This is a genomic window from Shewanella sp. 492 (assembly GCF_059338445.1).
This window is the reverse complement of sequence record NZ_CM181702.1, coordinates 2135072-2150801: the sequence shown is the minus strand read 5'-3', so window position 1 is coordinate 2150801 and position 15730 is coordinate 2135072. Positions and strand designations below refer to the sequence as shown.

General features: G+C 44.9%; 13 protein-coding genes and 3 tRNA genes. 8 read left to right on the top strand and 8 right to left on the bottom strand.

Translation table 11 applies throughout. From position 1 onward, the window contains the following. The first annotated feature begins 99 nt into the window (after positions 1-99). Complete coding sequence (gene queE / locus AC5YBX_RS09680) at positions 100-768, top strand: 7-carboxy-7-deazaguanine synthase QueE (RefSeq protein WP_494519020.1); 669 nt, start codon at positions 100-102, stop codon at positions 766-768. Here queE and AC5YBX_RS09675 read toward each other — a convergent pair. The 4 genes from AC5YBX_RS09675 to AC5YBX_RS09660 all read right to left on the bottom strand — a co-directional run bounded on the left by AC5YBX_RS09675 (position 765) and on the right by AC5YBX_RS09660 (position 2695). Beyond that, the gene (locus AC5YBX_RS09675; protein WP_494523579.1) at positions 765-1826 is read right to left on the bottom strand and encodes a PLP-dependent cysteine synthase family protein; all 1062 of its coding nucleotides are present in this window, start codon (positions 1824-1826) and stop codon (positions 765-767) included. The genes queE and AC5YBX_RS09675 overlap by 4 nt on opposite strands. Positions 1827-2314: 488 nt before the next feature. Next, positions 2315-2399, bottom strand: a tRNA-Tyr gene (locus AC5YBX_RS09670). A gap of 93 nt (positions 2400-2492) precedes the next feature. Beyond that, positions 2493-2577, bottom strand: a tRNA-Tyr gene (locus AC5YBX_RS09665). A gap of 33 nt (positions 2578-2610) precedes the next feature. After that, positions 2611-2695: transfer RNA gene (locus tag AC5YBX_RS09660), tRNA-Tyr, on the bottom strand. Positions 2696-2820: 125 nt separating this feature from the next. Between AC5YBX_RS09660 and AC5YBX_RS09655 the strand changes: the two genes are divergently transcribed. From AC5YBX_RS09655 to AC5YBX_RS09645, 3 genes are all read left to right on the top strand, one after another. Continuing rightward, on the top strand, positions 2821-3309 hold the full coding sequence (locus AC5YBX_RS09655) for a VC2046/SO_2500 family protein (protein WP_494523578.1): 489 nt from the start codon (positions 2821-2823) through the stop codon (positions 3307-3309). A gap of 116 nt (positions 3310-3425) precedes the next feature. Beyond that, entirely contained in the window at positions 3426-3713 is a 288-nt protein-coding gene (locus AC5YBX_RS09650) for a DUF406 family protein (RefSeq protein ID WP_475514070.1), read from the top strand. Positions 3714-3849: 136 nt separating this feature from the next. Further along, positions 3850-6042 carry a putative bifunctional diguanylate cyclase/phosphodiesterase gene (locus AC5YBX_RS09645; RefSeq protein ID WP_494519022.1) on the top strand — a complete coding sequence of 731 codons (2193 nt, stop codon included), beginning with the start codon at positions 3850-3852 and terminating at the stop codon, positions 6040-6042. A gap of 124 nt (positions 6043-6166) precedes the next feature. On the opposite strand, the gene AC5YBX_RS09640 is transcribed toward AC5YBX_RS09645, so the two are convergent. After that, positions 6167-6694: a YchJ family protein gene (locus tag AC5YBX_RS09640; protein ID WP_494523577.1), complete on the bottom strand. Its 528-nt coding sequence runs from the start codon at positions 6692-6694 to the stop codon at positions 6167-6169. Then, positions 6684-7250, bottom strand: coding sequence for a YybH family protein (locus tag AC5YBX_RS09635; RefSeq protein WP_494519024.1), 567 nt, complete (start codon positions 7248-7250; stop codon positions 6684-6686). Before AC5YBX_RS09635 ends, AC5YBX_RS09640 begins: the two co-directional genes overlap by 11 nt. A gap of 294 nt (positions 7251-7544) precedes the next feature. Between AC5YBX_RS09635 and AC5YBX_RS09630 the strand changes: the two genes are divergently transcribed. The 3 genes from AC5YBX_RS09630 to AC5YBX_RS09620 all read left to right on the top strand — a co-directional run bounded on the left by AC5YBX_RS09630 (position 7545) and on the right by AC5YBX_RS09620 (position 11238). Further along, complete coding sequence (locus AC5YBX_RS09630) at positions 7545-8132, top strand: Smr/MutS family protein (RefSeq protein ID WP_494523576.1); 588 nt, start codon at positions 7545-7547, stop codon at positions 8130-8132. 182 nt (positions 8133-8314) lie between these two features. After that, positions 8315-8953, top strand: a complete 639-nt coding sequence (gene psrA, locus AC5YBX_RS09625; RefSeq protein ID WP_494519026.1) for a TetR family transcriptional repressor PsrA — start codon at positions 8315-8317, stop codon at positions 8951-8953. 8 nt (positions 8954-8961) lie between these two features. Next, positions 8962-11238, top strand: coding sequence for an acyl-CoA dehydrogenase (locus AC5YBX_RS09620; protein WP_494519027.1), 2277 nt, complete (start codon positions 8962-8964; stop codon positions 11236-11238). Positions 11239-11466: 228 nt separating this feature from the next. Here AC5YBX_RS09620 and pyk read toward each other — a convergent pair whose 3' ends face one another. Both pyk and AC5YBX_RS09610 read right to left on the bottom strand, forming a co-directional pair. Then, positions 11467-12906, bottom strand: coding sequence for a pyruvate kinase (pyk, locus tag AC5YBX_RS09615; RefSeq protein ID WP_494519028.1), 1440 nt, complete (start codon positions 12904-12906; stop codon positions 11467-11469). 182 nt (positions 12907-13088) lie between these two features. Beyond that, the gene (locus AC5YBX_RS09610; protein ID WP_110457715.1) at positions 13089-13943 is read right to left on the bottom strand and encodes a MurR/RpiR family transcriptional regulator; all 855 of its coding nucleotides are present in this window, start codon (positions 13941-13943) and stop codon (positions 13089-13091) included. 311 nt (positions 13944-14254) lie between these two features. On the opposite strand from AC5YBX_RS09610, the gene zwf reads away from it, so the two are divergent. Next, positions 14255-15727, top strand: coding sequence for a glucose-6-phosphate dehydrogenase (zwf, locus tag AC5YBX_RS09605; RefSeq protein ID WP_494519029.1), 1473 nt, complete (start codon positions 14255-14257; stop codon positions 15725-15727). The last annotated feature ends 3 nt before the right edge of the window (positions 15728-15730 follow it).

Sequence of the window (15730 nt, the reverse complement as noted above, 5' to 3'; positions counted from 1 at the left end):
AAGAGGATTTAAGCCACTTGCGAGATAAATAATCGCGTTATACTTGCCAGTGGGCGCTAAATCTTCTATAAAAGCGGCCCCATAGCGATGAGGTTAACCATGAAGTACCCGGTCAACGAAGTATTTGAAACTATTCAGGGGGAAGGTGTTTATACCGGCGTTCCCGCGATTTTTGTTCGCTTACAAGGCTGCCCAGTAGGCTGCGCCTGGTGTGATACCAAACACACATGGGAGACACTGGCTGAAAACCGCGTCGCCCCTGAGCTAGTCATCCAAGTCGATGGTGAAATTGGCCGCTGGGCAGAGCTAGATGCAGCGCAACTTTTGGTGCAATGGCAACGCAAAGGTTTTACTGCTAAACATGTGGTGATCACGGGCGGTGAGCCTTGTATTTACGATTTACGTCCATTGACACAAGCGTTATCGGAGCAAGGGTATCAATGCCAGATTGAAACCAGTGGTACCTTTGACGTGCAGTGCGATCCACGTAGCTGGGTTACCGTGTCGCCGAAAGTCAATATGAAGGGCGGTTATAAGGTGCTGGAGCAGGCATTACAACGCGCCGATGAGATAAAGCATCCGGTCGCCAAACAGAGCCATATTGATGAACTCGATGAGCTATTGACGAATATCGATACCTTGGGCAAAACCATCTGCTTACAGCCGATAAGTCAAAAGCCAAGGGCAACGCAGTTAGCCATGCAAGTCTGTATCGCGCGTAATTGGCGTTTATCGATACAGACTCATAAGTATCTCAATATCGACTAATCAAGCTTACCGGTTTGATTAAATTGTTCCAGTAGGGTCTGGTAGTGAGTGATATCACCTATGTTCTCACTCACCCACAGCCTATCGTAATAGGTATCTAAGTACCGCTCGCCTGAATCACACAACAAGGTGACGATAGAGCCCTGCTGGCCTTGACTATGCATATCACAAGCCAGTTGCAGTGCGCCAAACAGATTGGTACCCGTCGAGGGCCCGGCTTTTCTGCCAATGAGCTGTTCTAGCCAATAAATCGTAGCGATAGAGGCGGCGTCTGCAACTTTAACCATCTTATCCACCACGCCAGGAATAAATGACGGCTCTGCGCGTGGGCGACCTATACCTTCAATTTTGCTGCCCTGTGTGCAGGTGACACTGGCGTCGCCACTGATAAAATAATCATAAAATACGGAGTGTTCCGGGTCGACCACACACAGTTGTGTTTGTTCTCTTTGGTAACGAATATAGCGGCCGATCGTCGCCGAGGTGCCACCCGTGCCTGGGCTCATGACAATCCAACGAGGAACCGGGTGGGGCTCACATTTCATCTGCTCAAATATGGAATTGGCGATATTATTATTGCCACGCCAATCGGTAGCCCGTTCTGCATAGGTAAATTGATCCATATAATGGCCCGATAACTCATCGGCCAAACGTTGAGATTCGGCGTAGATCTCGCTGGAGTGTTCGACAAAATGACATTGGCCGCCATAGGCTGTGATCTGTTGGATCTTTCTTTTGGCGGTACTCTTAGGCATGACGGCAATAAAGGGTAAGCCGAGTAATCGTGCAAAATAGGCTTCAGAAACCGCAGTACTGCCTGATGACGACTCTATGATGGGCGTATTTTGCTTGATCCAGCCATTACATAAAGCATAGAGAAAGAGCGAACGCGCCAGGCGATGTTTAAGGCTGCCTGTGGGATGAGTACTTTCATCTTTTAAATAGATATCGACCCCTTGAAGCGAGGGAATATCTAAATGAATGAGATGCGTGTCTGCACTACGCTGATAATCGGCTTCAATTTTTGCGATTGCTTGGTTAACCCACGAGCGTTCCATTCGTTCTCCAATATGATTGACCTCTCTAGAAGAGGGATTGCATGCCATTCTTATATAGCTTTTGGTTATAAATTATAACGATGTTTCGTGAGCCGATACAGAGACAAGATTATCCATTTCGATTTATATCGTAACTTAAGCGTAGTGAAAAACTGACAGTTATAAATCACAGGCCGATATTATTCGAGGGTATCACCATCTTAGCGCTTTAATGGCTAGTGATAATTAATGTGTATAGTTTTTATCAGTCAGGTTTTAAGAAGGTGCTTAGTAACTGCTCAATTGCTGTTGAGTGGGATAATACCTGAGCGGCCTAAGATAGCTGGACTATCCAATTACTGATGTTCTTAACATCAATGTTAAAATTAGATTGGAGTTTAATAATCGTGAGGAGTAAATAAAGCTGATTTTAAATTGGATGAGATTGTATATCGCTTAAAACAGGATGGGCAAACATAAATATTATCACAATAGATAAACAGAAAAAGTGGTGGAGGGAGAAGGATTCGAACCTTCGAAGGCTGAGCCGTCAGATTTACAGTCTGATCCCTTTGGCCACTCGGGAACCCCTCCACATATTACCTTTCTGTTACCACAACATAATACAATGAACTTAGTATACGTTGTAAAGCCAACTACAACTAATTTAAGCATCAGAGATAAAGATGGTGGAGGGAGAAGGATTCGAACCTTCGAAGGCTGAGCCGTCAGATTTACAGTCTGATCCCTTTGGCCACTCGGGAACCCCTCCACGAATATCTCTTTATATCATATTGTACGCAAATGGTGGAGGGAGAAGGATTCGAACCTTCGAAGGCTGAGCCGTCAGATTTACAGTCTGATCCCTTTGGCCACTCGGGAACCCCTCCTCAATTGCGGCGGCAATAGTAGTCACAAACTCATCCTCTGTAAACCCCCTAATTAAAATAATTACTAAAGTTAGTGTTTAAGCGGTCGATAAAATACCAACGACTTGTTTTAGTGATGTTTTTTTATGCAAACCAATCGGTTATTAATCAATGAGGTCAATTTAGGCACCCGGCTTAATCATGCTGTTTCAGATGATAGGCGTGGGGAGTTTGCCTTATTACTTGCCATGCTTTCAGATGATGCGCGTGATATGGCTCAGTTTCATCTGCCGCACCCATTGGAAGACACCGATAGCCGCTTACGTCAGCGGTTTGAGTTACCGCGATCACAACCCTTGTTAGTTAATATTACAGAGCAAGCTGTAATCGATAATAGTGCGGTATTTCACCAACAGGGAATGAGTGCTTTTCATCTGCAGCAAAGCCTAACGCCTGAAGCTCTGGTGATCCGCGGGCACGAAAGTATAGCGATGAATGCGGTGTTAAATAATTGCGACCGTGTGACTCAGTCGCGCTATCGTGGTCAACTTAATAACCAAATTGGCATGGATGATATTGTACATTTTGCCGATCAGGTGGTGGCGCAACGTACGATGGCTGACATCATGGTATAAGCCCTATTAGACTGGGTCTGTTTTTCAAATTTAAGTTGAGATTTGACCCGTGTCTCGTATCTAACGCCAGATATCACTATAATGATGGTCTTAGTTTACTTATTAGCGTTGTGAATATGAAAAACATTCAAGAAAGACAATCAGATCTGGTTAATGATACTTGTAATGACTGCGGCAGCTATGCCGATATCGGTGCTGTGATAGATGAGCATGATAGGGTATTAACCATAGCGATTACAGGTGATGACGCCCAGGCGCAAATTGAACGCTTGGTGAATGCAGCCACAGCGCGTTTCGATAATGTAGCAGTGGAAGTGATAGACGATGAGACAGGGAAAACCCTGTCATTGACTTTCGCGTTTAGCGCCGAAAAAATGATTTATCAATTACACAACAACTTATAAATTTGTCTACTGCAGATATAGGTTTAAGTGTTGGTTAGGTTTTAATATTATTACACTTTATTTGCTTGCCCAATTAAAGCTTATTTATATCACAAAGCCTCTGCAGGCTTATCAGGCCTGTTGGTTTTAGGATGCTATGATAAAACGTAAATACCAATATCTGCTCGAGTCCATTGTCAATTCGTTAGAGAAAGAGCAAGGACTGTTTAACGAAACTGCCTTGCTAGCTGCACAACAGTTAAGCGAGCACTTAGCTATTGATTATGTTGGTGTTTGCCTGTTTTCGCTCGAACGTGATTCAACGTGTCTTGTCGCCCATTACGATAACTTATCCGTTATTGCTCTCCCACGTCCCGCTCCCTCGTTATGTCGCCATTATTTATCAGAGCTTAAGCAACATCGAATTATTGATGCCATTGCTGTGCATAATGATGAGAGGGTGCAAGAGCTTCACGACGGGTATCTGCAACCCAAAGGCATTGCCAGTACCTTAGATGTGGCTATTCGGATTAATGGTCACCTCGAAGGCGTACTGTTTTTAGAGCAGACGAAATCATATACCTGGACTGAAAGTGAACTGCATATTGCCGCCCAAGTCGCTGACCAATTGGCACTCACCTTAGCGACGGCCCGCGCTTATGAAACCGATGAACGCTTAAGCTTGTTTCTCAAGGCGATTGAACACTCAGAGCAGGTCAGTATGGTGGTTAATCTACAAACCGACATCATTGAGTATGTTAACGGTGCGCACTATGCGATGTCAGGGATCCCCAAGAAAAAGGTGATTGGAGCAGATGTTAACCGCCTCGACTTTTTTAAACAGTCACCTTGTGAGGCCAGAATGGCGCTTGCTGAGGTTAAACGAGGCGAAACCGCCAAAGGTGAAGTGCAAATTACCCGCTTAGATGGTACTCGTTATTGGATGCGGTATTCGGTTAAGCCATTTACCACCCAAAGGGGTAATGATTATGCATTGGTGACTGCAGAAGATTGTTCTGAAGCACATCAGCATCAAACAGAACTCGAACGTTTAGCATGGCGCTGCCCACTCACAGGTTTATATAACCGACGTCACTTTAGCCAACAATTAGAGAGTGTCGTTCAAGGCCATCTTATTTTGCTCGATCTTAAAGGCTTTAAACGTTTTAACGATACCTATGGGCATGCGAAAGGGGACCTGTTGCTGATAGAAATTGCCCGGCGGTTAAAGCACTTTGCCAGTGTTAGCAAAACAGATCTGCTAGCACGCGTTGGCAGTGATGAGTTTGCCTTAGTAATTGATACGCTCGACAATCAATACCGAATGGATCTACTCATTAATCGGTTATATCAGCATCTGTGTGTGCCTGTATTGATTAAGCATGAGTTGTTTGATGTTAAACCGGCCTTATCTGTGGTTTGTATCGAAACATTAGAGCAAATGTTTGCCCCGTTAACCTGTGCTGACATTGCGTTGCAGTATGCTAAAAATAAGCAAGGCGATGCCATTCAAGTGTTTAATCATGCTTTACTGAGTGCGTTTAAAGAGACCGCGATAATAGAGCGCGATCTGCAATTGGCGCTCAAAGGGCGAGAGTTTGAATTGTATTATCAACCCCTTAAAGATTTAAAACGCAATCGTTATATTGGTGCTGAAGCTTTGATCCGCTGGAATCATCCCAAGCGAGGCGTGTTATACCCAGGTGCATTTATCGATGTGGCCGAAAAGTCTGGCATGATCAATCTTATTGGTGAGTGGGTGTTAGAGGCCGCTTGCCGTCAATTGAATTTATGGCAGCGAGACAACATTAATATTTCGATGCATGTTAATGTCGCCGCCCAGCAGTTTTTTAACTCAAACCTTTATGATCAAATTTGGCAACTGGTGACCCGTTATCGCATTAAGCCAAATACGCTGATTTTAGAGATCACCGAAACTGAACTAATGGAAGATATTGTCTACGTTACTCATCTGTGCAAAGAGTTGGCTGAGCTGGGTGTTGGATTAGCCATCGATGATTTTGGTACCGGTTATAGCTCGATGCGTTACCTAAAACAGTTCCCCATTTCAAAATTAAAAATTGACCGCTCTTTCATTTCTGACATTGGTGTCAGTCATGAAAGCCGTGAAATTGTCAGTGCAATAGTCGCGATGGCCTATGCGCTTAATATTTCATTGACTGCTGAAGGGGTGGAAACCCTGGAGCAAGAAGACTTCTTATCTGAACTGTGTTGTCATCAGGCCCAAGGGTTTTTATACAGCCCAGCGTTACGAGAAGCCGAGTTTAGTCAATTTTTACGAGCCAGTATTGGTGTGTTAAATGGCATTGACACTATTAAGGCGCATTGACCGCTCGGGCTTAACGAGGAGTTAGTAGTAAATTTTGTCGCTTATAAAAAGTCATTGTGTGGCTGATTGTCGAGCTCTCCAAGCTAAGGCGCCTCTTGCACGAACACAAGCATAGTTTGGATTATCAATTCGCTAGATTTAAGCAGCACTGTTTAAATTTACGCCCGCTATAACAGATACAAGTGTCGTTACGCTTGGGGAGCTGCGGATTAAGCTGCTCACCACTGGTATACCACCATACGCCTTGCTGCCTAATGAACTGCGATACTTCGTGTATGGCATCTAGGTGATTGTCTTCTTGATACCAGGCATGAAATTCAACCAGGCCGTTATCGCCAGTGGTTGCGCTACGCTGAATACTTAAACCCAACCATAGGGTCTGATTATCGCTATTTAATATCGATTGGGTTAAGCCATTTAAGGTATCGGGATGATGAGTAGCGATCAGGTAGTCATGTAGGCGCATGACAAAGGCACTGTAGCGGCTGCGCATCAAGGTTTCTGGAGTCAGTGCTAATGCGCCTTGATGGTAAGTTTGGCAGCACGTTTGGTAGGCTAAGCGCTGTCCTTTTGCATGCTGACCGCACGGACAAAGCAGAGAGGTGTTGTCGTGGTTGAATGCTTGTTCACCTTCAGATGAATTACTTTTCATGGGTCGATTTATTACTGGCTGTGGAAAATTGGCTGCCATAATACAGGTTTGGCTGTGGTTTGGCATCGTAATAGAATGCTGGTTCCCCGCGGTTATTAGTGTCCACCGTTAAGTACCAACGTCCATCGGCTAATTTTTTTGAAACAGTGACAAATTTGCCTGCAAATTCACTCATGGGTTCCTCGCTCTCTTTTGGCGGATAAAAGCGGATAAGATAATAACCAATGTCTGTGGCACTTTGAGATGATATTTGCCTATCGATAACGCGAAAATCGACCTCAATTTGGGCATTTTTATGTTTGATCTTGCCGAAAAATTTTTGATATAGGTTAATGATATTTTCCCGCCCCATGGTGATTGCCTTGCTTTGTTGCTCAGGGATATAACAGGCATCTTCAGCATACAGATCTGCAATGACAGTGGCGTCGAGCTGGGTAAATGCACTGCTAAATTGGCTATAAAACAGGTTTAAGGCCTCATTATCGGTATGTTGTGCAATGGCTGTAGTGCAACATAGCGTGCTGCAGATAAGGACTAAGGATGTCAAAAATTTCATTAAGATATTCATTTTTACTAATACTAGCGTCACTATAATCTAAGGCCTTTTGCTGGGAAAGAGTTAGATATTAACAAAGTGTGTCACGCAGTCCTTGGCTAAAGTTGCTTCACATAATGTTCATCGATGGGGTCAAGGTTGCTTGTCCATGAGTGTTGCGGCATAAATAATCTGTATGCTTGGTGGATATTTTTTCTTGCTACAGTCAAAATAGTGCCGCTAATCGATATGTTTTAATGCTGTAGCGATAGTTATTTTATCGCCATTAATATAAGAGTAAGAGGAAACAACACCATGACTGAAGAAGAGCGCGCGATGTTTCTTGCCTCAATGGCGGATGTGGTTCCTCTTAATGTCGATAAAACAGCAGTCAGCTCACAGATTGCCTTATCGCATTCACAGCAACATAAATACTTCGAAACTAAACGCAGAGAAGCACTTTCTCGTTTAAGTGATGACTTGAGCGTGATTGAGCCTGTTGCGCCCGATGCTGTGATCAGCATGAAAAGCGAAGGAGTACAGCAACAAGTGTTTAAATTATTCCGTCAAGGTCACTATGGCATGCAAGCTGATATTGATCTTAAAGCTCATAATGTTAAGCGTGCCAAAGCCTTGCTGTTCGATTTTATTCAACGTAGTGTGGACTGTGATTATCGCAATGTCATCGTGATCCATGGTACTGGCGTTAATAACAAACCGTTTCCCGCGTTAATTAAATCTTGCTTAGTTCATTGGTTACCTTCGATTGACGGTGTGATTGGCTATCATAGCGCGCCAAGAGAGTGGGGCGGAACGGGGGCATTAATGGTGATGCTGTCCAAGTCGGATAAGGCTAGAGTCAACACGCGAGAGTTGACCAGAAAAGGGGCGCATCTTCGTTAATTACTTGGGTGGCATTTTGTGTTTAATTTGACTTGTTGCTTTGCTAATACTTGATCCACTTATCGTTAGGCTATTTAACGGCTTGATGCGTTAAGTGTGATAGCGCAATGGAATTTCATTTGACAAAAAGTATACTAGTGTTTAATTTAAACGCATGTTTAAATCAGAGTTAAGGTCACGGGATGGCAAGTCGATCCGACACTAAAACAAGAATACTGGATGCCGCCGAAAAGCTATTTGCTGAGCGTGGTTTTTCAGAAACCTCATTAAGATTGATCACCAGTAAAGCCGAGGTTAATCTTGCCTCGGTTAATTATCATTTTGGTTCAAAAAAAGAGCTGATCAGGGCGGTGCTAGCACGCTACTTAGACCGTTTTATGCCTGAAGCCTCTGATGAATTGGTGCTCATTAAGGCCAGCGGATCACCATCGTTAAATGATATCTTTTCCTCTTTAGTTAAACCGTTACTTGAATTGAACAAGTTTAAAGCGGATGGCACCAGCACTTTTTTACAATTACTTGGCCGGGGTTATATCGAAAGTCAGGGGCATCTACGCTGGTTTATCACGACTCATTACGGTGAGCACCTTAACAAGTTTGTGGAGGCGGTAGCAGAAAGTGCACCACATATTCCCCCCGCAGAGATGTTTTGGCGATTACACTTTACCTTAGGTACCGTAGTCTTCACTATGGCATCCGCCGATGCACTAACTGAAATTGCTCAGGCCGATTTTAACGAGCACTATGATATAGAGGCCGTTATTCGCAAAGTTATTCCATATCTCGCTGCCGGCGTGGCAGTGCCAGTAAGTACCCAATAGGGGGCGTTATGACTCTTTTTATTTTGGCACTATTGCTCATCATAGTGCTGTTTGGTGTTAAAAGTATTCGCATGCAGTTTATCACGCGGCCAGTGTTTGCCTTTTTCAAAAAGGTGCTACCGCCGCTGTCTGATACTGAAAAGGAAGCGATGGAAGCCGGTGATGTATGGTGGGAGGGGGAGCTATTTCGCGGTAAGCCCAATTGGGACACCTTACACAGTTACGGTAAGCCAGCCCTTAGTGAAGAAGAGAAGTCGTTTATTGATAATCAAGTGATGACGGCGCTGACGATGATCGACGATTTTGACATAGTACAAAATCGTAAGGATCTTCCGCCAGAATTGTGGCAATACTTTAAAGATGAAGGATTTTTCGCGCTTATTATTCCTAAAGAATATGGTGGTAAAGCATTTTCCGCTTACGCTAATTCAACTATTGTGAGTAAATTGGCCAGTCGCAGTGTGAGCGCCGCCGTGACCGTTATGGTGCCTAACTCATTAGGCCCTGGTGAATTACTGACCCATTATGGTACCAAAGAGCAGCGTGAACATTGGTTACCTTTGTTAGCCAGTGGTGAAGCGGTGCCTTGTTTTGCCCTGACTGGCCCCGAGGCCGGCTCTGATGCGGGTGCCATTCCTGATGAAGGGATCGTTTGTCGTAAAATCATTGATGGTGAAGAAGTATTGGGGCTAAGTCTCACGTGGGATAAACGTTATATTACCTTAGCGCCAGTCGCGACAGTATTGGGGCTCGCGTTTCAAATGCGTGATCCCGATGGGCTACTAGGCGATAACCCTGATTTTGGGATCACCTGTGCGCTTATTCCGACCGATCATCCAGGTGTTGAAATCGGTCGTCGCCATAATCCTCTGAATATGGCCTTTATGAACGGTACCACTCAGGGCAAAGAGGTGTTTATTCCGCTCGATTGGATTATCGGTGGCCCTCAATACGCTGGGCGCGGTTGGCGCATGCTGGTGGAATGCCTATCGGCAGGCCGAGGGATCTCACTGCCTGCATTGGCGACAGCATCGGGACACCTAGCCACTAAAACCACAACAGCCTATAGCTACGTTAGGCATCAGTTTGGTTTAGCTATTGGGCAATTTGAAGGCGTTCAAGAGGCGATGGCGCGGATCATTGCCAATACTTATCAGCTAGAGGCGGCGCGCCGATTAACCACCACGGGGATCGATCTTAAAGTGAAACCATCGGTGGTTACTGCAATTGCTAAATACCATATGACCGAGATGGGCCGTGATGTGTTTAACGACGCCATGGACATTCAGTCGGGTAAGGGGATCCAGCTGGGACCGAAAAACTATTTAGGTCATGGTTATATAGCAAACCCGATTTCGATCACGGTTGAAGGGGCTAATATTCTCACCCGCAGTTTAATGATCTTTGGCCAAGGCGCGACCCGTTGTCACCCTTATGTGTTAGCCGAAATGGAAGCGGCGGCAATGGACGATGACAGTGCGGCCTTAGCACGTTTTGATAACTTACTGTTAGGCCATATGGGTTATGCCTGTCGTAATGCCTTTAGTTCGTTGTTTAGTGCGCTTAGCGGTAGCCGTTTTAATACCGCGCCAGTCAGTGGCAGTACAGCACAGTATTATAAGCACATGACTCGCATCTCGGCTGCGTTGGCGTTTGTGACCGACCTTTCAATGTTGATTATGGGTGGTGATTTAAAGCGTAAAGAGATGTTATCAGCACGTTTGGGCGATGTACTCAGTGAGCTTTACTTAGGCTCTGCTACGTTAAAATTGTTTGAAGACAATGGTCGCCAGCAAGATGATTTACCCGCGGTGCACTATGTCATGCAAACTCGCTTGCATAAGGCGGCCAATGCATTGCAAGGGGCGCTGCGTAATTTCCCTAATCGCCCCGTCGCTTGGTTAATGCGCTTGCTGGTTTTTCCACTGGGGAATCATTTCAACGGCCCTGATGATAAGTTAGCGATTAATGTGTGCCAAGGCATGCTTAAACCTGGACCGGCTAGAGACAGGCTGACCTTCTTGTGTCCTAACTTTGATGGCGATGCAGGCGGTATGGCAGAAGTCGAGCAGGCATTTATGGCGCTGCATGCCTGCGGTGGATTGGTGAAAAAAATCAAACGCGCGCAAAAAGAGGGCAAGCTTGCCAAAAAGCTCGCGCCTGCGCTGCTTTATCAACAGGCCCTAGACGCTAGCATCATTAGCGATAACGAGTTTAAGCAATTGATTGAGGCCGACACGCTGCGCCAAGCGGCTATTGCGGTGGATGATTTCGAGCGTTTATAACTAAACCTTTATCAGATTAATCAATTATCCACACTGAATCGGCTAGATAAGGCTATAAGGATTCTTTGTGAGTGAGTTAAGTATGCCATAACCTGTAAGCTTAGTTTGAAATGATTGATTTAACTTGCAGGCAACATACAACAGATTGAAAAAAAGGTACGCAATGCGTACCTTTTTTATATCTAGTTGTTTTAGCTTGATGACTCTATCTCGATAAGAGTGTCATCATTACGCCACGATAAGTACTTTACAGGTATTGGTGCCACCAATGGTTTCCATCGCATCACCTTTGGTCATCAATACCATATCGCCACTGTTGAGGTAACCCGCTGCTTGTAGTGCCTCTAACGCTTTCTTGGCCAGTTCATCGGCAGCATGCGCGGTAGAGTCAAAGTAAAAAGGTTGTACCCCGCGATACAATGCCATTTTGGCCAGTGTCACATCGTGACGTGATAAGGCAAAAATAGGCAGTGCAGAACTAATGCGTGACATCAGTTGTGGTGTAGCTCCCGATTCAGTTAAAGCGACAATAGCTTTAACGCCCTCTAGATGATTGGCCGCATACATTGTTGACAGCGCGATGGTCTCTTCTACTGACGTAAAGCGCTCATCTAAACGATGTTTCGATACTTGTACGCTTGGGTGAGCTTCAGCGCCAAGACAAACATTGGCCATGGCCAATACCGTTTCTTCAGGGAAGTCACCTGCCGCCGTTTCGGCTGAAAGCATCACGGCATCAGTGCCGTCAAGCACGGCGTTAGCCACATCCATTACTTCGGCGCGAGTAGGCATTGGGCTGGTTATCATCGACTCCATCATCTGAGTCGCGGTGATCACGCTCTTATTGAGCTGACGAGAGCGGCTAATGAGTTTCTTTTGTACGGCAACCAGCGCCGCATCACCAATTTCAACCCCTAAGTCACCACGAGCAACCATTACGGCATCAGATGCTAAAATCACATCGTCCATCGCTTCGTCGGTCGCAACCGCTTCAGCGCGTTCAACTTTAGAGACGATTAATGCATTGCTCCCCGCCTTACGCGCCAATTCGCGGGCATAATTTAAGTCAGCGCCGCAGCGTGGGAATGATACTGCAAGGTAATCAACCTTAATCGCTGCTGCGGTAATAATATCTCGTTTATCTTTTTCTGTTAACGCCGCTGCAGAAAGCCCGCCGCCTTTTTTGTTGATGCCTTTATTGTTAGACAAGGGGCCAGCAACTGTCACAGTGGTGTGCACCTTGTTGCCGTCAACTTTTTCAACTCTAAGTTGTACTCGGCCATCGTCGAGCATCAAGATATCGCCAATGGTGACATCGTTTGGAAGCTCTTTATAGTCAATGCCGACTTGATGCTCGTCACCTTCACCTTTGGCTAAATCAGCATCTAGGATAAAAGGTTTGCCAAGGTCAAGTTGTACCTTCTTGTTATCTTTAAAGGTGGATACACGGATTTTGGGCCCCTGTAAATCACCTAATATAGCCACATGAACACCCAGTTCTTTGGCAATATTGCGCACATCGGTAGCGCGTTTAAGGTGATCTTCGGGTGAGCCGTGGGAGAAGTTGAGGCGGACAACGTTGGCACCAGCTTTGATAATACGACGTAAGTTGTCATCGCGATCGGTTGCGGGACCGAGTGTCGTTACAATTTTGGTTCTGCGGAACATGAGATACTCCGTTAAAGTTAAAAAATCTTACCCTATATTAACAGACAAACTTCAGTTTTGTAGGAAAATTACAAACAAAATGATCTACCTCAAGTTATTAATTTTGTGAGCCGTAGCGGCAAAAAGGTAAAAAAAAGGCGATTTGGATAAACCAACTCGCCTTTAATGCTGCTCAAGCGTACTTAGAGTATAGGATCTTTCTCTATACGTGACTCTTTAAGTACCTCTTTAACTCGTTTTAAACTCTCTCTAAAGCGGGGGCCGCGGCGCAAGGTAAAGCCTGTGGCTAACACATCTATAATGACTAACTGGGCTAAGCGAGAGGCCATGGGCAAGTACATGTCTGTGTCTTCTGGTACTTCCATTGTCACCGGTAAGGTACATTCGCTTGAGAGGGGGGAGTTACGCGAGGTGATCGCAATCACTGCCGCACCATTTTCACGCGCTAAACGGGCAATGTCGATTAAGGATTTAGTGCGTCCGGTGTGTGAAATAAGCACAACCACGTCACCTTCGGTACTATTAATACAGCTCATGCGTTGCATTAACACATCATCAAAACTGATTACGGGCACATTGAAACGAAAGAACTTATTTTGTGCATCATGAGCTACAGAAGCAGATGCCCCTAGACCAAAAAATGAGATCTTCTTTGCCTGAGTGAGAATATCCACGGCTTTATTGATGGCGGCGGTATCCATACTCTGCCTCGCCGTATCGAGCGCTGCCATTGATGATTCAAAAATCTTGGTGGTGTAAGAGTCTGGGCTATCGTCCTCTTCTACGTGGCGGCTAACATAAGGTGTACCATTAGCTAAACTTTGAGCTAGGTGCAGTTTAAAATCTGGAAATCCCTTGGTGTCTAAGCGTCTACAGAATCGGTTAACCGTTGGCTCACTCACGTCGGCCATTTTTGCCAATGTCGCAATGCTGGAGTGGATAGCGGTTTGTGGTGAGGCTAAAATGACCTCAGCGACTTTACGTTCCGATTTACTGAAATGAGTTAGGCTTTTCTGAACCTTTTCTAGGGTATTCATATGCGTACATCCACTCGATAGTAATGTAATTATATTTATTCTTTTATGTCATTCATAGAAACAAACAAAAAGTGCTAAAGTCTGGCTTTATATATCGAACTATAATCTGACTACACAGCAAACTTGCTACTATATAGAGACAGTTAATCGAGAAAAGCATATCAGATTTTGTCGTCTTGTTACTAGTTTACTGATAGGTCATTTTTTGTAAAATTTAGATGCATTTAACGAATTCTGTTGTTATATTACAACAAATATGTGAATTACTCATCGATGCGATGGGCCATTGTGGTATAGGAGACTTTTAAGCTATGGGCATGACATCAGCAGAAGCCAAAGCTTGTGATTTTGTATTGTTTGGAACCAAAGGCGATTTAGCACGGCGTAAGTTATTGCCCTCTTTATACCAGCTCGATAAGGCCGGTCTACTTAATAAAGAGACAAAAATACTTGGGGTGGCCAAAGATGAGTTTACCCAAGATGAATACCAAGACTTAGTGCACACTGCGTTAACGAGTTTTGTTAAAGAAGCATTGTGCGAACAAACCTTGGCGCGCTTCCTTAAACGCTGCATTTACATCGCTACCAATTTTACTGAGCCAGAAGGTTACGCGGCTTTTCATGATGTATTAGAGCCAGAAAAGCGCGTCATGGTTAATTATTTTGCCACTCCTCCTGCTATTTTTGGCGACATCTGTCGTTGCCTGCACCAACAAAACCTGATTTTTCCAGATACCCGAGTAGTTCTGGAAAAGCCGATTGGTTCGGATCTCGAATCATCCAAGGTGATCAACGATCAGGTCAGTGCTTATTTCAATGAAAATCAAGTGTATCGCATCGACCATTACCTAGGTAAAGAGACTGTACAAAACCTGATCGCCCTGCGATTTGCTAACTCGTTATTTGCTTCTAAATGGGATAATCGCACCATAGATCATGTGCAAATCACGGTTGCGGAAGAGGTGGGGATTGAAGGTCGTTGGGGCTATTTCGATAAAGCTGGCCAAATGCGCGATATGATCCAAAACCATTTGTTACAGGTATTGACCTTGGTGGCGATGGACCCTCCTGTAAACTTAGATGCCGACAGTATCCGTGATGAAAAAGTGAAGGTGCTTAAGTCGTTAAGAAAAATAGATGCCGACAACATTTATGAAAATACCGTCCGCGGTCAATATTCGGCCGGATTTTTAAAAGGTACACCCGTGCCAGGGTATTTAGAAGAAGAGGGCGCTAATACGCAGTCTAAAGCTGAAACCTTTGTGGCGCTCAGAGTCGATATCGATAATTGGCGTTGGGCTGGCGTACCATTTTATCTGCGCAGTGGTAAGCGTATGCCCACTAAGAGTTCTGAGATTGTTGTTTATTTCAAGAATCCACCTCATAACCTCTATCGTTCCAGCTATCGTAATCTACCAGCCAATAAATTAACTATTCGCTTACAGCCCCATGAAGGGGTCGAAATTCAGATGATGAATAAAGTGCCTGGTCTTGAGCAGAAACAGCGATTGCAAACCACCAAGCTGGATTTAAGCTTTTCAGATACCTTTAAAAACGATCGCATTGCCGATGCCTATGAACGTTTATTACTCGAGGCTATGCTGGGTAATCAGGCGCTATTTGTGCGCCGCGATGAAGTGGAACAAGCGTGGAAGTGGGTTGATGGCATTATTCAAGCGTGGGAAGAGAGTAATGAAAGACCTAAGCCCTATCCAGCAGGAAGTTGGGGCCCTGTAGCGTCAGTGGCGTTAATCGCCAAAGACGGTCGTTCGTGGGACGAATAGCAA